This window comes from Bacillus sp. HMSC036E02, assembly GCF_001836235.1.
In the GTDB taxonomy this organism is placed as follows: domain Bacteria; phylum Bacillota; class Bacilli; order Bacillales; family Bacillaceae_G; genus Bacillus_A; species Bacillus_A cereus.
The window spans coordinates 15,395-37,707 of sequence record NZ_KV827874.1 but is presented as its reverse complement, the minus strand read 5'-3'; the positions used below and the strand labels follow the sequence as shown (position 1 = coordinate 37,707).

Below are 22,313 nucleotides of genomic sequence, written 5' to 3'. Positions count from 1 at the left end.
CTCTTTAAAGAGTTCCCCTTCTTTTTTACTAATGTTGAGAAATAATAGAATATTTCGGTTTGTATTTAATTATTCTTCTATTTATGTATAATAAATTTAGAATTCTATATTTTGGGAGGAACAAGAGTGAGACAACAGGTGAAGAAACTTCTTTTAACAACGAGTATAGCGTTATTGGTAGCTCCAATTTCAGCTTATGCGCATCCAGGGCGTACAGATGCTAATGGCGGACATACGTGTCGTACAAATTGTGAGAAGTGGGGATTACAGTACGGGGAATATCATTATCACAATAAACCAGCTTCTAGTAGTGGCGCAACGAGCCCAGCTCCTAGTCAGAATAATAATAGTGCTGTAGAAGCTGAGAGACAAGCAGAAGCACAGCGCAATACTGAGGCTGAAAAACAACGTGCTGCAGAAGCACAGCGTAAAGCTGAAGAAGAGAAACAACGTGTAGCCGAGGAACAAAGAAAAGCTGAAGAGGCACGTAAGCAAGAGGAAGCGCAGCGCCAAGCTGATATGGAAAAAGGTCAACTTGAAGGTCAAAAGAATGGAGAAACTGATTTTAAAGCAGGAAAAAATGATGCAGAAGTGCATGTAGCTGGAAAATCTGATGCATATAAACAAGCGTTTAAAGCGACTTATGCAGCCGCATGGTCTTTAGAAGAGCAGAAGAAAACGCATTTTGAAAAAGGAAAAGAACAAGGTTTAGCACAAGAGACGATGGACGATAGTCAAGTTGCTCCAGAGTTTAAGGTAAACTTTGCAGACGGGTTCAAAGTAGGGAATAAAGAAAGAACCGAAAAAATTGAAAAAGAGCAAGCTGAATTAGGGGAAAAGACAGGGAAAGAACTAGCTGAAAAGAATCCTGAAAATAGAGAGAAAGAAGTATACGTGAAGGCATATGAAACAGCGTATGAAAAAGGCTATAAGTCTACAAAAAAGGCAGTAGAAAAGGATGGCTATAAGTATGCATTTGAAAACTATGATTTAAAAGTTCCTGCTAAGTATGAACGAAATGAATTGTTAAAGAAGTGGTTTACTGAAGGATTTAAATCGAATAAAAAAGCAGCGGAAATTCGAGAAGAAGGGTATAAAAAAGGAGACAGCTGGTTCTCATTCTTCTATAAGAGTTTCGTACCAAGTGAATATAAAGAACATAAAGAGCTGTACGAACAAGCAATAGAAAAAGGTAAAACAGCATAAAAAAGATGAGGAGAAATTCCTCATCTTTTTTAATCCATCCATTTCACTAATTTCTTAGAAATTAATAATAAAACACAGCCTAATACAATTGCCACAGCGCCAATAACTGTGAATACTTCAGCGTATCCAAGTGAAGTTGTGAAGCTTGCAAGTTGTCCGCCTAAAATGTTGGCGATACCTGAACTTGCTAGCCATACACCCATTAATAAAGATGCTAATTTTACCGGAGCAAGCGAACTAACCATTGATAGTCCGACAGGTGATAAGAATAGCTCACCTAACGTATGGAAAAGATACGTAAAGACGATAAACAGTAAGTTTGCTTTTTCTGTAATGTTATGTTCATCACTACCTGTTTTTAATGTAGCGATAACGAGAATGATATAACCGATACCGAGTAAGATCATACCAAGTCCCATTTTAGTTGGGATTTTTAAATCACCCTGCTTGCGAGTTGCAAGTTTTGCCCATAATGCAGAAATGACTGGAGCAAGTAAAATAATAAATAATGGATTGACCGATTGGAACCAAGATGTTGGAACTTCCCATCCGAACACAGAGCGGTCTACAAATTTGTTTGTATATAATGTTAATGAGCTACCAGCTTGTTCAAAGCCAGCCCAGAAGAAGACAACGAAGCATGTTAAAATGACAATAACTGCGGTACGTTGTTTTTCTTTTTTGGTTAACGGTGTATCTCCTACTGATGGTTGTCCAGCAGCTGTTTGTAAATCGCGAGTTGGTTTTTTACCGATGTTACCAAGGAAGCGATTTGATAGTGTTGTAAATAAAATTTGTCCAATGATCATTCCGATTGAAGCGGCTAAGAAACCGTAACGGAATCCGTAATGTACAACGCCATCAACTGTTGTTTTGAATAAATTTTCTGACAAAAATCCGCAAACGAGTGGAGCTAAAAATGATCCGACATTAATACCCATATAGAAAATGGTAAATGCACTATCACGTTTTGGATCGTTCTCTTCGTATAATTCTCCAACCAGTGTAGAGATGTTCGGTTTGAAGAATCCGTTACCTATAATAATAAGCGCTAATCCGAGGTATAGGCCTAATTGGTTTTGCAAGGCAAATAGTGTAAGGTTACCGATTGCCATTGTTATACCACCAATTGTGATTGCTTTTCGTCTACCTAGAAAACGGTCTGTTAAGTATCCACCAATCATTGGTGTGAAATAACAGGCTCCAGTATAAAATCCGTAAATAGAGAGTGCCCATGCGGGACTAAACCCAAGACCACCGCTTACTAAAGCTGTCGTTAAATATAATGTTAATAATCCTCGTAATCCATAGTAACTAAATCTTTCCCACATTTCTGTAAAGAAGAGTAAGTATAAACCTGGAGGATGTTTCTTTTTTCTTTGTTGTTCTCTTTCTAGTTGTATCGCTGATTCCATGTTATTTTCCTCCTGACACAAACAAAAACAAAGTTAATAATTTTGTACATTTAATATTTTACCTTATTAACTATTATAAGTCAATAAAGGTTGATTTTTCAGAAGAAATTGGAAAAGAGGAATAGCTATAGAATGGGTGTTTCTTTTGTGATAGACTATGGACTATGTTTTCTTTGTAAGGAAGCGGGTTATTGTACTTTTTATATGTGAAATTGATTTCATAAAAGGTGAAATTAAAGAAGGAGAAAGAAATGAAATTGTTACAGAAAAAAGAAATTTTACTTATTAGCCTTATGTTATTCTCTATGTTCTTTGGAGCAGGGAATCTGATATTTCCACCTTTCCTTGGATATGAAGCAGGAGAACATGTTTGGATTTCATTAGTAGGGTTTATTATATCAGCAACAGGTCTTCCTATATTAGGTGTTATCTCTATTGCAAAAGCAGGAAGTTTTCAAACGTTAGCGGGTAGGGTTCATTCTTCATTTGCAATTATTTTTCCATGTATCGTGTATGTATTTATTGGACCTGGGCTTGGTATACCACGTGCGGGAAGTTTAGCTTTTGAAATGGGGCCAGGTCAGTTATTCCCTGAAGCAGGAAGCGGACTATTGTTGTTTTACACAGTTATTTTCTTTAGTATTGTTTACTGGTTAAGTTTATCTCCATCTAAATTAATGGGGTTGTTTGGAAAAGTATTGACGCCGTTATTATTATGTATGATTGCACTTATTTTTATAAAGAGTATGTTTACACCGGTAGGAGATATGAAAGAACCAATAGGGAACTATGGACAAGCTCCTATGTTTCAAGGGTTTTTAGATGGATATTTAACAATGGATGCGTTAGCTGCTTTAATCTTTGGAATTGTTATTGCAAATGCATTACGTGCAAAAGGTATTGAAGATGATAAAAGTTTAGCGAAATATATGAGTATTGCTGGCATTGTGGCAGGATTATTATTATCGATTATTTATGTCATCCTTGGATATGTGGGGGCAATTAGTGGCTCATTAGGAACATTCGATAACGGTGCGAAAGTGTTAGCGCAAGTTATGACTACATTATTTGGGCAGGGCGGAGTCGTTTTATTAGGTCTTATTTTTACTATCGCATGTTTATGTGTTTCAATTGGACTTGTTACGTCTTGTAGTCAATTTTTTACGAGTGCATTTCCGAAAGTATCTTATAAAGTGTGGGCATTTATAGTAAGCGTTGTTAGTATGATCTTAGCTAATTTAGGATTAACGCAAATTTTAAAAGTATCAGTTCCAATTCTTGGATTTATTTATCCAATTGCATTAACTCTTATTATTCTAGGGTTATTCCATAAGTATATTGGAAAGTATGCATACGTATATGCAGTAACTGTTTTGGTTGTAGCGATATTTAGTGCAATTGATATTTTAAATAAAAATGTAATGATGAATCAGTGGACGTCAGCATTAAAATACATTCCGTTTTATACAGAAGGTGTTGGGTGGATTGTTCCAGCTATTGTAGGCATGTGTCTTGGTTTCATCGTTAGCATTGTTTTAAATAAGAATAACTGAGTAAAAAGGTGTTTTCCGATTTTGGAAGACGCCTTTCTTTTTTGGAAAAAATACTATTGAAAATGAATAGACTAAGAGTATGATAAAGATAATTGGTAATATATAGGTTTAATGAGAGTTACAAATGAGGGGGGAGCGTATGAAGAAGGATTTGGATAAGAAAATAGAAGCACTCGAAACGGCAATTGAAACAATTCAAGAAGCACTTGCTGAATTAAAAGTGAAGCAAAGGGAAATAGAAGTAGAAAACGCTCAGCAACATGTTAGTAAGAACAAGAAAGAATATATTGAAACGGTAATGGAGGAAAAGCCAAAAGAAGAAATAGTTAAGATAAAAGAGCCTTTGCAAGAACGTGAGGTAAAACAAGTAGATATATCTGCTTTTAAACCAGAGCCATTTAATATTATTAAGTTTTGTCAAACATGGTTACCGCGTGTATTTGTCGGTATTATGTTGCTTGGAGTGATCTGGTTATTTAAAGCAGGGGTAGATGCTGGCTTATTAACACCAGCGATACGAATTGTGTTTGGTATCGTATTATCTATCGGATTGTATTATATAGGAGATATTCAAATTAAAAGAGAGCGGCAGGCGTTAGGGTTAGTATTAGCTGGAGGAAGTATTACCGGGATTGTTCTAACAACGTTTGCAGCACATTATTTATATGGATTTATTCCGGCAAGTGTCGCGTTTCTCTGTAATATTGCATGGGTTATTTTAGGTATTTATTTAGCGAAAAGATATCAATCGGAATATCTCACTATTTTCGTAGCGGTCGGAGCGTTCTTCGTACCATTCTTGTTAAATAGTACGACTCCTAATCCTTATATTTTCTTTGGATATGAGACAGTATTAACACTTAGTTTATTATGGTATGCGTTGAAAAATCGTTATAAATACTTATATATGATTTCTTACGCTGTTGCTGCCATTGTCCTTTTCGTTTTCTTTGCTGTTATGTCAATGTTAGTAGAGAACTTGCAAATACAGTTAACGATTGTATATGGTTTGATTCATTTACTATTATTTTGGCATATGTTTACGGAGAGAAGTTTTATACTAGAACCACGTTTGGCGATATTTAGTGCAAATGCAGTGTTCTTTATACTAGCTATTTCAAAAATACCTGATTTTACAACATGGGGATTAATTATTAGTGCAATCGTGCATGCCGCTATGTTCGTATTTGAATATAGGAAAAATAGACATTCTACATTTACAAATCTCTTATTTGGTTTCGCAATGGGAGCATTTAGTTTAGCAATTTTATATGAGTATAGTTTAGTGAATGCAGCGATTGTACTATTATTACAAGGTTTCCTCGGCATGGTCACTTCTATTAAAGTAAAACAACAGATAAAATTGTATGTTAGTGCGACGGTTTACGCAATTGGAATGATACAGACTATTTTTAGCCCGTTTGATCAATTTATTTCGGCAGGCTTTGTTGCTCATCTTATTTTAATAGGAACGTTCTATTATTGCATGAGAGAAGCGAAAGAAGTATTAGCGAGCTTCGGCAAATATATGTATTCTATAGTGCTCTATTGGTTTATGATAATTGTATTTATTACAATTACGAGAATCGGTGAAGTTTTATCTACTGATGGAAGCGTAATTAGTGTATCAGTATCGTTATTATGGATGGTATATGCATTATTTGCGGTTTGGTTTGGAAGAAATAGAAATATGAATGAAATATTATATGCTGGTTTAGTCGTTTTAGTCGTAACGGTAGGGAAGTTATTCTTACTTGACTTACCAGAGGTATCGATGATGATTAGGGCAGTGTTATTCCTAATCGTCGGTAGTATAGGTATCGTTATTTCAAGAATGTTTTTCTCGAAGGAAGAGAAGTAAGAAGAAGGCAATCCATGTATGGATTGCCTTTTTTATTATTTCTTATTAATTGTTACAGTTTCATTATATTTCGTTGTTGTATTTTGGCGTAGACGAAGCGTTGCTTGTCCAATTGTATTTGAATCAATCTGTACATTTACAACTTTCTCAGCAGAGCCTAAGCTGTTTGTTGTGAAAGAAAATGCACTGCTATATCCAAAAGTAGATGGCCAAGTGCCGTTTGCATTTTGTACTTTAGCCACTTGTGTTCCTCCAGTAGTGAAGATACCTAAAGAATAGTTGTTATAAGTTGTATTAGGTAGTAAGTTGTTTACTTGAATCTTCATTTGGAAAATTTCATTGTTTGGTAGAATGCTAGGGTGTGTAACGACGTAGTCGCTTGTTGTTACCGCACCATTATAACCGTATGAACCTGGTTTGAAAGTATTTGTATTAAACCATTGATAACCTGCATTTGGTGCACCCCAAGGTTCAGGTTGTGGTTCTGTTGATAAGCTTGGCTGTTCAAATGTCTGTAGAGCTGTAGGTGAATCAAGTTGTAAACCATTTACTTGATCTAAACTTGTAAATGTCTCTTTATTTGATAACCAATTTACGATGTTTTCTAATAAGATAGCATCGTTTTCTTCTTTATAACCATCGTAAGTTTTCTTTGTTTGGCCAGAATCTTCACGAACGTACTTTGGCGTAGCATCTTCAACAGGAGAAGAGTCACCAATAAAGGCAGCTTTTCCAAGTCCTACTTTTGCAATTGCAGCATATGGGCCTTCTGCAATACCACCGCCATTATAAACGCCACTATCAACAGCGTTATTCCATTTTGATGGATTTTCTGGAAGGTAAACAAGTCCTTTTGCTAGTTTTGGGTTTGTAATTGCTAGAGTAGAACCAGCATGCATTGCTACAGACGAAACACCTTTTGTAATTCCGAAAGATTGTTCAGGTGATACAATTGTTTTCGCTGAAACATCACCAAGTGCATTGTAGCGGAAGCGAATACCGAAGTTGTCAGAGAGCCAATCAGAGCTTTCTACTCCTTGCATAGCTTGTGAATTTGCTTCTTCATTAGACATTCCTTTTGCTGGATTATCCCAAGCACCGCGTCTATATCCATTAAATACTTCAGAAGAGTCCCAGCGATTTTTATTACGATCTGCATTGTAATGATCAGCAATAAAGAAGATACTACCACCATTTTTTACATATTGTAACATAGCGTCCTGCTCAGATTTTTTGTAAGGAATATTAGCTTCTGGAACGATAAATACATTGTAATCTTTTAAATCTTCGTACGTAATAGGTGTTGATTTACGAAGTTCCTTTACGTGATATCCGTTTTTTGCAATGCCGTTTCCGAAGTCAGAAAAGCCGCCGTCAATAACCCAGTCAGCTGTCCCAGCAGTTTGACCGTGTGTATTATCAAATAATACTTTCTTCCCATTGTTTTGATTTACAACTTTTGCAGCAATTTCAGGAGCTGGGTCTACAGAGCTTTCGGCATAAGTAGACGGTATGAACGAGGTCCCTATACTTAGTGTAATTGCTGTTGCTAAAGAAAATGTAATCCATTTTTTATTCTTCATAGAAGAATCCCCCTAATAATAAATATATGTGCTTTAATAATGTAATTTATTTTTCTGTAAAAATAAAGACGGAAAACATAAAAAATATTAAAAAATTGTAAAAATACCGTGAATTTTGTTGAGAAATATTTATATAGATATAAAAACATCCCTTCCAAGTAATAAGGAAGGGATGTTTTGCTTAACTAATTTTTGAGTTAGGTGTTTCATCAATCTTATGAAACCCTTTCATGTAATATACGATTGCTAAGCCGATAAGCCAAATTGGGCCGACAATCAATGCAATTCGTGTATCTTCTGAATATGCCATTATACATAAGACTAGTGCAAGGAAGGCAAGTGAGAAATATGAGCTTAATGGGTATAAAGGCATTTTATATGATAACTTTTGTTTATTTTGAGTAGGCAAGCTTTTACGGAATTTAATTTGAGCGACTAATATAATGCCCCAAGTCCAAATTGCACCGAAAGTTGAAATGCTAGTAAGCCATGTAAATACCTTTGCAGGTACAAGATAGTTTAATATAACACCAATTAGTAAAACGATAGCAGTTGCTACAATTCCTTGGCTTGGAATGCCATTTTTATTTAAACGACCAAATCTTTCAGGAGCTTTTTTCTGCTGAGCTAATGTATATAGCATACGGCCTGTACTAAATAAACCACCGTTACAAGAAGAAAGAGCTGCTGTTAATACGACAAAGTTAATAATACCTGCTGCTTTTGCGATACCAATTTGCTGGAATGTTAATACAAATGGACTGCCTTTCTCACCAAGTTCGTTCCATGGATAAATTGCCATCATAACGAATAATGCCCCAACGTAAAAGAGTAGAATTCTCCAAAATACGTTATCAATTGCCTTTGCGAGTGTTTTCTTCGGATTTTGAGCCTCACCAGCTGTAACACCGATTAATTCAACGCCTAAATAAGCGAATAGTACCATCTGCATGGAGAGTAGTAACCCAGAAAATCCATTTGGGAACCAGCCACCATGTGACCAAAGATTTGAAATACCAGTAGCGATACCACCGTTTCCGAATCCGAATAAAATAATACCAGCTCCGACCACTATCATACAGATAATTGTGACAATTTTAATGAGAGCAAACCAAAACTCAAGTTCTCCAAATACTTTTACCGATAAGAAGTTAAAAGCGCTCATTAATAATAGAGCAAGTAATGCCCAAGTCCAGCGCGGGATATCAGGGAACCAGTACTGCATGTAAATGCCAGCTGCTGTAATTTCAGCCATACAAGTAACAACCCATAAGAACCAGTAATTCCAACCAGTAATATAACCAGCGAGTGGTCCAATATAATCATATGCATATTTACTAAAAGAACCAGCAACAGGTTGTTCAATTGCCATTTCCCCAAGCGCTCGCATAATGAAAAAAATAACGAGACCGGCAATCATATAGCCTAGCAAAATAGAAGGACCTGCTAGTTTAATGGCGGAAGCGGATCCTAAAAATAGCCCAACGCCAATAGCTGAGCCCAGTGACATTAAAGTAATATGTCGTTCTTTTAAACCACGATTTAAAGTTCCAGATTTGTTTGTGTGCTGCATAAGAAGAATCCCCCTTGTAGAGTGAACGATATTTGAATGCGTTTACTAAATATTTAACTATTTCAAATTATAAAACATTTCCATCTGTTATGCTACAAAAATAATCATAATGAACTGTACTACATCTGTACTTGTCAGACTTAAACTTAAAATTCGAACTATTAGGGAATATATTGACTCTTCTTTTTATTGATTGTTAAGATTAAGTATTATATTTTCTCGCATACTAGTAAGAAAAAGAATGTGTGATAATAATTCAGGTGTAGGAAGGGTACATAAGCATGTTTCAATTACAAAAATATAACACTTCTGTGAAGCAAGAGTTTTTAGCTGGCATCACAACTTTTTTTACATTTGCGTATATTCTTGTCATCAATCCAAAAATATTATCTGATGCAGGTGTACCATTTGACCAAGCGTTTACAGCAACAATTATTGCAACCGTTGTTGGAACAGTAGGTATGGCGATTTTCGCGAATTACCCGATTGTTATTGCTCCAGCTATGGGAATGAATGCATATTTTGCTTATTCTGTTGTACAGAAGGCAGAAGGGATTACATATGTAGTTGCCTTTTCAGCTGTATTTGTAACGGGGATTATTTTTCTTTTATTATCTTTTACTTCGTTTAGGCAAAAGTTAATTTTAGCAATTCCTGATAGTTTAAAGCATGCAATTGCAGGTGGAATTGGACTATTTATTGCTTTTATTGGATTGCGCCTTTCTGGAATTATCGTGGATCATCCGTCTAATTTAGTTACGATTGGTGATTTTCATTCTCCAGCTGTTATTTTAACTTTAATTGGTTTAATATTAGCGGCGGTATTAATGACATTGCGTGTGAGCGGTGCATTATTTATTAGTATGATTGTGACAGGAATTATTGCCTTCTTTACAGGGCAATTGAAGTTTGCTGATAAAATTGTGGCGGTGCCTCATTTACCAGAGGGTATCATCGTTTCAAACCCAATCAATGCCTTTTCAGATGTAATTGAATACGGATTATACGGCGTTGTATTTTCATTTTTACTTGTACTTTTATTCGATACAACAGGTGCATTACTTGGTTTAATTAAACAAGCAGGTTTAATTACAGACAATACAGAGAAGCGTTTTGGTAAAGCGTTTATTGCGGATGCAATTGGCGGGACTACAGGTTCTATCTTTGGAACAAGCCCAACAGCAGCGACGATTGAATCGTCAGCAGGTATTGCTGCAGGTGGTAAAACTGGATTAACAGGGATTGTAGTTGTTGGTCTAACAATTATAACGGCATTTTTTAGTCCTGTTATTGCTTCTCTATCAAGTGTAGCCGCTATTACAGCTCCTTCATTAATTATAGTAGGTAGTTTAATGGCGCAAAGCATTCGAGATATTAATTGGAATGAATTTGAAGATGCGTTACCAGCATTTTTAATTTTTATAGGTATTCCGTTAACATCTAGTATTGCAAATGGAATCGCAATTGGATTTTTAGTATATCCAGTCTTGAAAATTGTGAAGGGTAAAGGGATGGAAGTACATCCATTACTATACTTATTTGCATTCTTATTTGGATGTCATTTATTCTTATAATATAAATATAGGAGAGGGCCTTCTTATGGGAGGCTCCCTTTTTGTGTATAATAAAGTGAAACTATAGGCAGTAGGGGATGTCCTCACTGTGTATTAGCCCACACCAATTCAGATAAGGTGAAAACTTAATTGGTTTCGTAAAATATAAATTACGTAATGGAATATATATATTACAATAAGGGTGAAGGAGGAACATGAATGGCTGTAAGTAAAATAAAAGTCGCGCGTGTTCAGTTAGATTTAACACAGCAACAATTAGCAGAAAAAGTAGGCGTTACAAGGCAAACGATTAGTTTAATTGAGAAGGGGAAATACAATCCATCTTTAGATTTATGTTTAAAAATTTGTTATGCAGTAGATAAAACGTTGAATGATTTGTTTTGGGAGGAAAAGGAGTGGTAGGATGAAAATCGTGAAAGATGAACGTTTAATGATTGAAGGGTTAAAACATATTAGATTAGCTTTCATCTTACAAAATATCGTCATACTAGCTATCGTCTTTTACCGCTATGTCTTGCAAGGGGCAGGATATGAAAGTGTTTCGGATTTATTAATGGTATTTATGGGCGGGATAATAATTATTAACTTTTTAAATCTGAAAAATTCAGTGGAAGTGTATGAGCATACGGGCGGAGTGTCGCGTCGTTATTTTATGAAGCTATTATTCATTCCGGTGGGTATTATTATTGGGATTTTAGCTATTTGTATCGTTGTAACACCAGATATTTCGATAAAGGAAATTAGTATGACAGGACTTATTATGTTTGCTTGTTTTTTAGTTCCTAGTTTGTTTATATACATATATATGAAAAAAATAAAAAGAGAAGATTGAAATATAAGAAAGGCTTTCCCGTATTGAGGAAAGCTTTTCTTATATCTTTTTATACAAAACTTTATGAAGGCCAATTGGTTTAATTTCAAAAATTTCACCATGCTCCTGAAAGCCTAATCGCTTGTAATAGTCAGTTACAGTAATTCGGCCATTACACCATAACATATTTGTTTGACGCTCTTGTAAGATTTGTTCTGCATTCTGAATTAAGGAGCTTCCAGCGTGGTTGTTTCGAAACTCAGGTAATGTGGCCATTCCTCGTAGACGATAATGAATACCGGCTGGTAGGTCAGGGTATATTTCTTTTGAGAAGGAAGCGATACTAATTAGTTCATCGTTTATAAATGCGCCTAAGTGGAAGGTGTCTGTTTCATAATCGGAAGGATATTTACAATCTGCTAATGTTTGATTGGGGCGTAAAATTTTTTGACGTAATACGTAAGTTTCAGATCCCTCAATATTTTTCACGATAATCATATTAACATCCTTTCTTATAAGGCCTTTTCTGTTAATTGTATAAAGAAATAAGCAGGTGCGGCGAGAAGTCCGAGTATGCTAGCAGTTCCGAGAAGGAGTGAAAGTAGGAGGCAAGAATATTTTATTCCATTCGATTTTTTCCATCCGTAACTACAAATCTCAATACTAACACCGATGAGAATAATGGCAACGAGTATTTCTGCTAATAATAAAAGAGCTAAAGTTACAATAGACATAATGTGATCCATCCTCATAATATGTGATAGTAACATTTTACCATATGAAGTTAAAAAAATGCCCCTCAATTATGTGAGGGGCATTTTTTTACTCTAATATGTTTTTTAGTGTATCGATATGTTCTTTTGAACCTGTTACAAGTAATGTGTCACCGTGTTGTAGTCTTGTATCACCATGTGGTATTAATGCTTTGTTACCGCGGTAGATTTGAATGACAAGTACATCACCTAAAAACGGGAGGCGGCGAAGCGCAACGCCGTTATATTTATTGCTGCGCAGTTCAACTTCACGTACTGTTTCGTTTGCTGTTGTAATTAAGCGAACGAGACTAGGTTTATCAATAAGTGCACGTAATAAAATACGTGTAGAGTTAATTGTTGAGAATACAGCGATATGTTCTTGCGTTGCTTTTTCTTGTAGAAGTGGATCTTCTACACTTGCAATAACATGTTCAACACCTAGCTCTTTTGCATGTTCTGCCAATAATAAGTTTTGTTCATCATCGCTTGTTGCAACAACGACGCGATCTGCATCAAATGCTGTTTGTTCAGTTAATGATGCGATTGTGATGTCATCTAATTTCACGATAGGGAAGTCATGTGATTTCGCTTCTTCATCATTTATTTTGTTTTGACGCATCATATATAGCGTTACGTCATAATCTTCTCGTTTTAAATCTAGTGATAACGGAAGGGTAATTCTGCTCGCGCCAATAATAGCTACTTTTGGTTTTGGTGTTTCTACTTTTGGGAACATTTTTTTAAACAATATAGGTGCAAAAATACAAGTAATAACTGCGCTTAAAATAAGAGAGGCAGATAAACTTGGACTGATGATCTCCAGTTTTTCACCAATTTGTGCAGCCGCAATAACTAAAGAAAGTGTCGATGTTAATAAGATTGCACTTCCAAGTACGATATTACGTGGATACCATTTTCTTAAGACGAGTGATGGTAAGAGTTTCGAAATAAAGAGTCCTACAATTAAGATTGGAATCATTAGCATGCTAGAAGGTTCTTTGAAAATAGACCACACCTCTAGATTTACACCAACCATTACGAAGAAAATAGGGATGAAGAAACCATAGCCGATAGAATCAAGTTTTTCCACCATATCTTCATTTGGTGATAATAACGATACAAGTACACCTGCTAAGAAGGCACCTAAAATATTTTCTGCTCCAACAGATTCCGATAACCCAACTAAGATTAAAATGAGTGCAAAAACAGCTCGTGTATCAATTTGTACACTACCAGCTTTTAAACTATCTAAGTATGGAATGTTTTTAAAGCGTTTTGCAATAAAGTAAATGACAATACCGGCACCGAATAGAATAAGTAAGAGCCACATACTTTGACCGCTTTCGGAATTTAATCCGACGAAAACAGCGAGTAAAATCATTGTAACTAAGTCTGCGATAACAGCAACTAATAAAATGATTTGTCCGATTGCAGTTTTTCCTAGGTTGTTTTCTTTTAATGTTGGTACAACAACACCTAAAGAAATAGTTGAAATAATTAAAGTCATGAACATTGCATTATCTACAAATCCTAGCCATACGAATAGTAATGATAGGGCATAAGATAAGATGAAAATAAATAAGAAGATAATGCTTGCTACTTGAAATGTATTTGGCTCGTTTGTCGTATTTTTTTTCCCTTTTTGTTTAAAGATAGAAAAATCAATTTCTAAACCGCTTAAGAACATGAGGAAGATAAATCCTAATGTTGATAAAACTTGAAGCCATATATCTGGCTCAATAATATTAAACCCACTTTTACCTACAAAGATTCCTGCAATAATTTCTGCAACGACAACAGGAAGTGCTTTTAATTTAAAGCGTTGTAACAAAAGGGGAACGAAAAACGCGATTGCAACGACAACCATAAGTGATAGAACAGAAGTATGATGTTCCATTGCGTTCTCTCCCTTCAAATAAATATAGTACCTATTTAGCCATATAATAGGTAGAAAAGCAACGCATATGGATTCGATTTCATAAAGAAAGATTTTTCTTAACATTTGTCATAATAAGTATATTTTTCATGATTCTGTTGTTAATTCCGTAATGTGGATGTAATAGGGGAGGGAATAAAAAAAAGACTGCTGAGGAATCTCAGCAGTCTTTTTCATGTACATTACATTGAGAAGAAGATCCATACAGTTAAACCAACTGTTGCAGTTGCAACGAAGAAACTGTATATCATTGTAAGAATTTGAACTCTTCCTTCTCCTTCTTTTAAATGCATGAACATAATTAATTGTAACAATGCTTGCGCAACAGCCATTATGATAATAGTTGTTAAGACTGTTGAAAGTGGCAATGTTGTGTAAAGTGCCACGTATAACGCTAGAAACGTTAATGCAAGCGATAAAATAAATCCGAAAACGTGTGACCAAGGGAATCCGCTATGCGCATGCCCGTTTGCTTGATTGTTGTTTTGAGCCATTTACGCCACCATCCCGTTCAAGTAAACTAGTGTGTAAATAAAGACCCAAACTAGATCAAGGAAATGCCAGTATAAGCTGATAATGAATACTTTACGAGCTGTAACTGGTGTTAAACCTCGTTTTAAAATTTGGATAATAACACAAGTTGCCCAAATGATACCGCCTGTTACGTGAGCTCCGTGCGTTCCAAGAAGAACGAAGAATCCAGATAAGAAAGCACTTGTTTGAATTGTTGCGCCTTCACCAATGTACATAATGAACTCTTCGATCTCAAAGAATAGGAAACCTGCACCTAAAAGTAATGTAAGGACGAACCATCCAAGCATCGCTTTTTGGTTATGCTTACGCATTTCATGAATTACGATACCGCATGTAAAACTACTTGTTAAAAGTAGTAATGTTTGAATTAAAAGCGTTTTAAGTTCAAACAATTGCGCTGGTGTTGGGCCATCTGCCGTACGACCAGCAAGGACTAGATAAGAGGCGAAAAGTGTTGCGAACAGCATAATTTCAGCCCCAAGAAAAATCCAGAATCCTAGGATATTCAATCTGCTTTGTTCGGATTGATATTCCAAAGGTAAGCTTTTATCTAAAGCCGCCATGTCATTTCACCTCTCATGCTATATGTTCTGTTTTTTTAATTTCATCAACACTGATATAGTAACCTTCATCATAATCGAATGAACGATAGATTAAGCAAGCTAAAATACCAACTCCACCGATTGCTGCAAGCCAGAACCAGCTAAATACTAATGCGAAACCTGCAAGACCGAAGAATCCAGACGCAATAATAGGCACACCAGAGTTACTTGGCATGTGAATTGGTTTGATATCTTCTGCTGCTGGTGTAACTGTTTCTCCGCGTTTTTTCATGTACCAGAAAGCATCAGCTTCTTTAATTTCAGGAAGCTTCGCGAAGTTGTAATGTTGTACAGGAGAGTGAGTTGCCCATTCAAGTGTACGACCATCCCATGGATCTCCAGTTGTGTCACGTTCACCGTGACGTGCACTCCAAATTACGTTGTAGCAAAGAAGTAGGAAGCCGATACCCATCATTACCGCACCAACAGATGCGATTTGGTTTAGCCATCCCCATCCAAGACTTTCAGAGTAAGTGTACATACGACGAGTCATACCGTCTAAACCTAAGAAGTACATTGGGAAGAAACAGATGTTGAATCCGCTCATAAAGATCCAGAATGTCCATTTACCTAGGCGTTCATTTAACATATGACCAGTCATTTTTGGATACCAGAATGTGAATCCAGCAAGCATAGCGAATACTGTACCTGCGATTAATACGTAGTGGAAGTGAGCGATTAGGAAGTAGCTGTTATGGTACTGATAATCAGCTGCTGCCATACCAAGCATAACCCCTGTAACCCCACCGACTACGAAGTTTGGAATAAATGCCAATGACCAAAGCATTGGAACTGTAAAACGAATACGTCCTTTATACAGTGTAAACAACCAGTTAAAGATCTTAACACCGGTTGGAATCGAAATCGCCATTGTCGAAATCGAGAAGAATGAGTTAACCGCTGGACCTGCACCCATCGTGAAGAAGTGGTGAAGCCATACGACGAAACTTAGTAAAGAAATTGCAACCATTGAGTATACCATCGCACTGTAACCGAATAGACGTTTACGTGAGAATGTACTAATGATTTCAGAGAAAATACCGAATGCCGGTAAAATAACGATATATACTTCAGGGTGACCCCATACCCAGAATAGGTTGGCCCATAACATTGGCATACCGCCGCTCGCCATCGTAAAGAAGTGAGCATCGAATAGACGGTCAAATGTCATTAATGCAAGAGCAACTGTTAATACTGGGAAAGCGAAAATAATGATAATTGTTGTAATTAAGATTGACCAAGTAAACATTGGCATTCTCATTAAAGTCATACCAGGTGTACGCATTTTTAAGATAGTAACAAGGAAGTTAATACCTGTCATTAACGTACCGAGACCTGAAATCTGTAATGCAATTGCGTAGTAGTTATTTCCTACACCAGAAGTAAACTCTGTACCTGCCATTGGGAAGTAAGAAGTCCACCCAGCGTCTGGAGAACCACCGATTACGAAAGCGATGTTGAATAACATTGCTCCGACAAAGAATAACCAGAAACTTAAAGCATTTAAGAACGGATATGCAACGTCACGAGCACCAATTTGTAATGGTACTACAAGGTTCATTAATCCCATAACGAATGGCATCGCCATGAAAAGAATCATAACTGTACCGTGTGTTGTAAAGATTCCGTTATAGTGTTCAGCATTTAAATAAGTTGTTTCTGGGAATGTTAACTGTGCACGGATCATTAAACCGTCCATACCACCACGGAATAACATAATAACCGCAGAGATAATATACATGGCCCCAATCTTTTTATGGTCAACAGTTGTTAACCATTCGTCCCAAAGCCATTTCCATTTTTTATACTTTGTTAGTACGAAAATGATTGCTAATGTCACAAGAACGATAGAAGCGTCTGCACCGTAAATAATCGGGTCACCTGTGACAAAGAATTCATCAAGCTTCACTGTGTTCACTCCAATCTGTTGGAATTATAGCTATTATTTTTTGTTTTTGTAGTAGTTGTAATCACAATATTCAAGTGATTTTGGATCAACATAACTTAAGTGGTGACTAGAGAATGTCATACGACCAACTACACCAGGTTTAACAATTTCGTTGTACTTAGCTTCTGTTAGTTTAGGAGCAGTTTCTTGTACTTCTTTAACCCACTTGTCATACTTCTCTTTAGTTTTTGCTTCAACTTCGAACTCCATGTGAGTGAATCCTTCACCAGAGAAGTTCGCGCTACGGCCTAGGTAAGAACCTGGCTTATCAGCTTGTAAATAAAGGTCCATAATCATGCCATCCATAGTGTACTTCATACCACCAAGTTCTGGTACCCAGAAAGCATTCATTGGGCCGACAGAAGTCAGTTTGAATTGAATTGGTACACCAGCTGGGATGTTTAAATAGTTAACGGTTTCAATTTTTTCCTCTGGATAACTGAATAACCATTTCCAGTTTGCAGATGTAACATAAATCTCCACTGGTTTAATATGTTCGGACTCTTTCGGAACCTCTTCCGAAGCATAAGTTGCTTTTACTGTTGGAATCGATAATGCGATAACGATAATAACAGGAACAAGCGTCCAAATGATTTCTAATAATGTGTTACCGTGTTGTTCAGGTGGCTCATAGTCCATATTCTCTGGTTTTTCACGATAACGAATCAAGATGACTGTAAACAAGATGAATACAATTGCGATAATTAATGACATAAGCAAGAATGACCAAACAATTAAATCATACTGTGCTTTTGCAACAGGTCCTTGCGGATTTAATACTGCGAGTTTTTTATCACAGCCACCGAGGAACAGAAGTAATGATAACGGAAGAAGCGAAGCCAACTTCCAAAACGCTTTCTTTAGTTGCACGATTGAAAATCTCCTTTCTCCTTGGATTGAAACTATGCCAATAAAACAATATAAACCTATTAATTTATAGAAGGCAATAGTTTTTGATATATTGTTAAAAAATAGACACAAATGCACACTTTTTAAGGTGAATATCATTTGTAACTTGATTACATTGTAAACTATTTTCCAGAGAAAAACGTGATTGTGAAAATTTTAAGATAAATAAAGTTATACCAGGATATCCAAGAAATAGAAAAAAGCTATCTTATGATAAGAAAGATAGCTGAATATTTTGTATATTTAGTTTATTTCTCGTGTGACAGTTCGTGGCTGTTCAAGTGTGACAATTTTTTTATATTTAACTTGGTATAAAATGTAACAAATAATCATAAATGGAATGCCGCAATAAAGAGCAATTCTTTGATCTGGAATGAAAGCCAAACTAACAAATGTAATGAAATTGAGCGAGAACGCTACGATTGGAACGAGTGGATAGAGCGGTGTACGATATTTTAAATCATTTATGTCGCCACCATTTTTCACGAAATTTCTACGGAAGAAAAACTGTGAAGCGGCGATTGACATCCAAACTACAACGGCAGCCATTGCTGCAATAGATGTTAAAACTAGAAAGACAGTATCTGCCGCAAATACACTTGTTAGTAAGGACAGGCTAGCGAAAATTAGGCTGAAAATTAATGCATTTAGCGGTACACCTTTTTTAGTTAATTTCGTAAATGCTGGACTTGCCATTCCTTGTTTTGCCATCGCCCACAGCATACGAGAATTTGCGTATAGACCAGAGTTAGCAACGGATAATACAGCTGTAATAATAACAAAGTTCATAATGTCTGCTGCATATGGGACACCGGCTACATCAAATACAAGTACAAAGGGACTTTCGACTAGATTAGCCTCTTGCCATGGGAGTAAACCTACAACAACTGATATCGCTAAGACGAAGAAGAAGAGAGTTCGCCAAATTGTGTTTTTAATTGCTTTTGGAATTGTTTTTTCAGGATTTTCACTTTCGCCTGAAGCAATTCCAATTAATTCTGTTCCTTGGAAGGAGTAATTTACTGTAATCATCGTAAGAAGAACAGCTAATGCACCATTTGGAAATAGCCCGCCATTTTCAGTGAAATTATGAAGCATTGGAGCTGGCTTTCCATTAAAGTCTAGTAGACCGAACATAACAGCGCCGCCAAGTACGATGAAAATAACAATTGTTGCGACTTTTACACTTGCGAACCAAAACTCTGCTTCTGCATATGCTTTTGCTGATAAAGCGTTTACGAGGAAGAGTGCCGCTGCAAATGTAACGCACCAAATCCATGAAGAAACGTCTGGAAACCAGCGTTTCATTAAAATACTTACAGTTGTTAACTCTACGCCAACTGTAACAGCCCAATTTAACCAATACATCCAACCGACAACAAATCCAAAACCAGGTGAAATGAATTTGCTTGCATAACTTTGGAATGAACCTGCTTCTGGCATAGCAACGGATAATTCACCAAGACATAACATCGTTAAATACATAACAAATCCACCGACTAAAAATGCAAGAATAGCACCACCAGGTCCGGCATTATGGACAATTTGACCAGATCCCATAAATAGCCCGGTTCCGATAACACCGCCGAGTGCAATCATAAATAGGTGTCTACTTTTCATTGTTCGTTTTAAATCTGTTTGTTCAATTTGTTGATTCATATGCCCTCACCCCGTATTTTCTTGAATGTGTGAACTTCGTTTTATTCTGAGTTTTTAATCATTAGTGGGGGATGCAACACACACTCGGTTTATTTGCTATGAAATGAATGGAGTATGTAAAAAAACGAACTATGACTAAATACTCTAAGAATGTTTGTTAACATGGTGATATCTTCACTATGTTAACAATTTTGATTTTAGCAAAATATTCTGGAAATGTATATTTATTTTTCTTTTTATTAAAAATAATTAGAATTTTTATAATTCATTCTATGAGCGATAATTCACATGATCTTTCTAGCAAACTAGTAAGAAGAAGGGTACAATGATAAGAGTTGTGTCTGTAAAATAATAATTAATGGAGTTTTGTTTATAATGAAAAAGTTAAAATATCTTTTTGTTTTTGGGATTATAATTGCTGCTGCGTTTTTTATAGGGAAAGATAAAATCATGCAAAAGGCGCAAGTTCTACGCCTAGAATTTCTATCTGAAATGAAAGAAGCAGCTATGATTGAAGATGTTCCGTTTATTAAACAATTACCAGAATTACCTCGAGGATGTGAAGTGACAAGTTTAGCTATGTTGCTGCAATATAAAGGTGTACAAGTAGATAAGATGCAACTTGCTAGCGAAATTCATCGTGTTCCATTTGAACAAAATGGTTTGCGTGGAAATCCTTACGAGGGATTTGTGGGAAATATTTATACAAAGGCAGAGCCTGGATATGGTGTGTACAATAAACCAATCTTTGATTTAGCAGAAAAATATGTTCCTGAAAAAGTAATTAATTTAACAGGTAGAGACATGCAAGATATATATAAAGTAATTAGTTCAGGCTCTCCGGTATGGGTCATTATTAATACGACGTTTAAGCCGCTAGCTGAAAGTAGTTTTGAAACATGGAATACGAGTTCAGGCGAAGTGAAAATTACATATTATGAGCATAGTGCAGTAGTAATTGGATATGATCAAAACTTTGTATATGTAAATGATCCTCTTAAAAATAATCCACGTTTGGCTGTTCCGCGAGCAGAATTTGAGAAAGCTTGGGAGCAAATGGGAAAACAAGCAATTACTATTTTATAATAATGAAAAAGTCATCTTTTGGATGGCTTTTTCTTTTTAGTTTATCATCACTGAAAATTCAGAACATTCTTTTAAAAGTTAACAATTCACGTTATAATAACATTTAACTTGGTGAAGAAGGGGAGAAGAGAAATGGATGTTGCAAAGGAACTTGTTTTGTTAAAAAATCAGTTAGTTGAGTGGAGAAGGCATTTTCATAAGTATCCAGAGTTATCTTTTCAAGAAGAAAAAACATCGCAGTTTGTGTTCGATATACTTCGGAAATTTCCATGTTTAGAAGTGTCACGACCGACTAAATATAGTGTGATGGCAAAGTTAGTAGGTAAACATCCGGGCAAAACAGTTGCGATTCGCGCCGATATGGATGCTCTTCCTATTCATGAAGAAAATGAGTTTGATTTTATTTCTACATATAAAGGTGTAATGCATGCATGTGGTCATGATGGACATATAGCGATATTACTTGGGGTTGTATATAAGTTAGTAGAAGAAAGAGAGAAGATTAAAGGGGAGATTCGTTTTCTATTCCAACATGCTGAAGAGAATTTTCCTGGTGGTGCAGAGGAGATGGTTGCTGCAGGTGTAATGGAAGGTGTGGATTATATTATTGGTGCTCACCTTTGGGCGTCGTTAGAGGTTGGGAAAATAGGTGTTATTTATGGTCCTGCAATGGCTGCACCGGATGTTTTTAAAATTAAGATAGAGGGAAAAGGTGGACATGCTGGAATCCCTCATGAAACGGTGGATAGTATTGCAATCGGAACACAAGTCGTTTCGCAACTTCAGCAAATTGTATCTCGCCTCACGAATCCATTAGATTCTCTCGTAATATCTGTTACGCAATTTCATGCGGGGACAACTCATAATGTAATACCAGAGCAAGCCGAGATTGAAGGGACAGTGAGAAGTTTAAGACATGAATTACGAGGTGAAACAGAGAAGAAGATTGAGCGGATTGTGAAGCATATTACGGAATCTTACGGAGCGAAATATACATTTTCATATGAATATGGGTATCGACCAGTTGTAAATGACTATGAAGCTACAGAGCTTATTGAACAAACGGCCTTACAACTTTATGGAAGGGATAGAGTTGTTCGTTTACAGCCGACGATGGCTGGAGAAGATTTTTCAGCGTTTTTACAAAAGGCACCGGGGACATTCTTTTTTATCGGAGCGGGAAATAAAGAGAAAGGTATTATATATCCTCACCATCACCCTCGTTTTACGATTGACGAAGATGCATTACCGATTGGAGTGGAAGTCTTTGTATCAGCCATTATGAAATTTATAAGTAAAGGAGAATGA

The 22,313-nt window shown here is 36.1% G+C and carries 19 protein-coding genes; 8 read left to right on the top strand and 11 right to left on the bottom strand.

Going from position 1 to position 22,313, the window contains the following annotated elements; translation table 11 throughout:
• Positions 1–126 precede the first annotated feature (126 nt).
• Positions 127–1,206, top strand: coding sequence for a YHYH domain-containing protein (locus HMPREF2590_RS25250; protein WP_050821627.1), 1,080 nt, complete (start codon positions 127–129; stop codon positions 1,204–1,206).
• Between the two features lie 29 nt (positions 1,207–1,235).
• Here HMPREF2590_RS25250 and HMPREF2590_RS25245 read toward each other — a convergent pair whose 3' ends face one another.
• A complete protein-coding gene (locus tag HMPREF2590_RS25245; RefSeq protein WP_044584139.1) occupies positions 1,236–2,621 on the bottom strand; it encodes a peptide MFS transporter in 1,386 nt (461 codons plus the stop codon).
• Positions 2,622–2,872: 251 nt separating this feature from the next.
• On the opposite strand from HMPREF2590_RS25245, the gene brnQ1 reads away from it, so the two are divergent.
• Both brnQ1 and HMPREF2590_RS25235 read left to right on the top strand, forming a co-directional pair.
• Positions 2,873–4,174, top strand: coding sequence for a branched-chain amino acid transport system II carrier protein BrnQ1 (brnQ1, locus tag HMPREF2590_RS25240; protein WP_050821628.1), 1,302 nt, complete (start codon positions 2,873–2,875; stop codon positions 4,172–4,174).
• Positions 4,175–4,313: 139 nt separating this feature from the next.
• Positions 4,314–6,035, top strand: coding sequence for a DUF2339 domain-containing protein (locus HMPREF2590_RS25235; protein WP_000710924.1), 1,722 nt, complete (start codon positions 4,314–4,316; stop codon positions 6,033–6,035).
• Positions 6,036–6,070: 35 nt separating this feature from the next.
• Here the strand turns inward: HMPREF2590_RS25235 and HMPREF2590_RS25230 are convergent, their stop codons facing one another.
• Together HMPREF2590_RS25230 and HMPREF2590_RS25225 are read right to left on the bottom strand one after the other, a co-directional pair.
• Positions 6,071–7,618, bottom strand: a complete 1,548-nt coding sequence (locus HMPREF2590_RS25230; protein WP_000791508.1) for a DNA-binding protein — start codon at positions 7,616–7,618, stop codon at positions 6,071–6,073.
• 181 nt (positions 7,619–7,799) lie between these two features.
• On the bottom strand, positions 7,800–9,191 hold the full coding sequence (locus HMPREF2590_RS25225) for an amino acid permease (protein WP_001164895.1): 1,392 nt from the start codon (positions 9,189–9,191) through the stop codon (positions 7,800–7,802).
• Between the two features lie 281 nt (positions 9,192–9,472).
• Here HMPREF2590_RS25225 and HMPREF2590_RS25220 point away from each other — a divergent pair, with 281 nt between their 5' ends.
• The 3 genes from HMPREF2590_RS25220 (at position 9,473) to HMPREF2590_RS25210 (ending at position 11,597) form a co-directional block, all read left to right on the top strand.
• Complete coding sequence (locus HMPREF2590_RS25220; protein ID WP_070861610.1) at positions 9,473–10,765, top strand: NCS2 family permease; 1,293 nt, start codon at positions 9,473–9,475, stop codon at positions 10,763–10,765.
• Positions 10,766–10,963: 198 nt separating this feature from the next.
• Positions 10,964–11,167, top strand: coding sequence for a helix-turn-helix transcriptional regulator (locus HMPREF2590_RS25215; RefSeq protein ID WP_000301183.1), 204 nt, complete (start codon positions 10,964–10,966; stop codon positions 11,165–11,167).
• Position 11,168: 1 nt separating this feature from the next.
• A complete protein-coding gene (locus HMPREF2590_RS25210) occupies positions 11,169–11,597 on the top strand; it encodes a hypothetical protein (RefSeq protein WP_000706629.1) in 429 nt (142 codons plus the stop codon).
• A 39-nt stretch (positions 11,598–11,636) separates the two neighbouring features.
• Here HMPREF2590_RS25210 and HMPREF2590_RS25205 read toward each other — a convergent pair whose 3' ends face one another.
• From HMPREF2590_RS25205 to HMPREF2590_RS25170, 8 genes are all read right to left on the bottom strand, one after another.
• On the bottom strand, positions 11,637–12,074 hold the full coding sequence (locus HMPREF2590_RS25205; protein ID WP_044584141.1) for a GNAT family N-acetyltransferase: 438 nt from the start codon (positions 12,072–12,074) through the stop codon (positions 11,637–11,639).
• Between the two features lie 14 nt (positions 12,075–12,088).
• Positions 12,089–12,346: a DUF4022 family protein gene (locus tag HMPREF2590_RS25200; protein ID WP_044129536.1), complete on the bottom strand. Its 258-nt coding sequence runs from the start codon at positions 12,344–12,346 to the stop codon at positions 12,089–12,091.
• Positions 12,347–12,398: 52 nt separating this feature from the next.
• The gene (locus tag HMPREF2590_RS25195) at positions 12,399–14,228 is read right to left on the bottom strand and encodes a monovalent cation:proton antiporter family protein (protein ID WP_000399972.1); all 1,830 of its coding nucleotides are present in this window, start codon (positions 14,226–14,228) and stop codon (positions 12,399–12,401) included.
• A gap of 221 nt (positions 14,229–14,449) precedes the next feature.
• Positions 14,450–14,761, bottom strand: a complete 312-nt coding sequence (qoxD, locus tag HMPREF2590_RS25190; protein WP_000068425.1) for a cytochrome aa3 quinol oxidase subunit IV — start codon at positions 14,759–14,761, stop codon at positions 14,450–14,452.
• Complete coding sequence (gene qoxC, locus HMPREF2590_RS25185; RefSeq protein ID WP_000729318.1) at positions 14,762–15,364, bottom strand: cytochrome aa3 quinol oxidase subunit III; 603 nt, start codon at positions 15,362–15,364, stop codon at positions 14,762–14,764.
• 13 nt (positions 15,365–15,377) lie between these two features.
• Positions 15,378–17,312, bottom strand: coding sequence for a cytochrome aa3 quinol oxidase subunit I (gene qoxB, locus HMPREF2590_RS25180; protein ID WP_000762367.1), 1,935 nt, complete (start codon positions 17,310–17,312; stop codon positions 15,378–15,380).
• Positions 17,313–17,345: 33 nt separating this feature from the next.
• Positions 17,346–18,221 (bottom strand): cytochrome aa3 quinol oxidase subunit II, encoded by an 876-nt coding sequence (locus HMPREF2590_RS25175; protein WP_001176162.1) that lies wholly within the window; start codon positions 18,219–18,221, stop codon positions 17,346–17,348.
• Positions 18,222–18,503: 282 nt separating this feature from the next.
• On the bottom strand, positions 18,504–19,919 hold the full coding sequence (locus HMPREF2590_RS25170; protein ID WP_033696838.1) for an amino acid permease: 1,416 nt from the start codon (positions 19,917–19,919) through the stop codon (positions 18,504–18,506).
• 375 nt (positions 19,920–20,294) lie between these two features.
• Between HMPREF2590_RS25170 and HMPREF2590_RS25165 the strand changes: the two genes are divergently transcribed.
• Together HMPREF2590_RS25165 and HMPREF2590_RS25160 are read left to right on the top strand one after the other, a co-directional pair.
• Complete coding sequence (locus HMPREF2590_RS25165) at positions 20,295–21,005, top strand: C39 family peptidase (RefSeq protein ID WP_000734482.1); 711 nt, start codon at positions 20,295–20,297, stop codon at positions 21,003–21,005.
• A gap of 132 nt (positions 21,006–21,137) precedes the next feature.
• A complete protein-coding gene (locus tag HMPREF2590_RS25160; RefSeq protein ID WP_000382089.1) occupies positions 21,138–22,313 on the top strand; it encodes an amidohydrolase in 1,176 nt (391 codons plus the stop codon).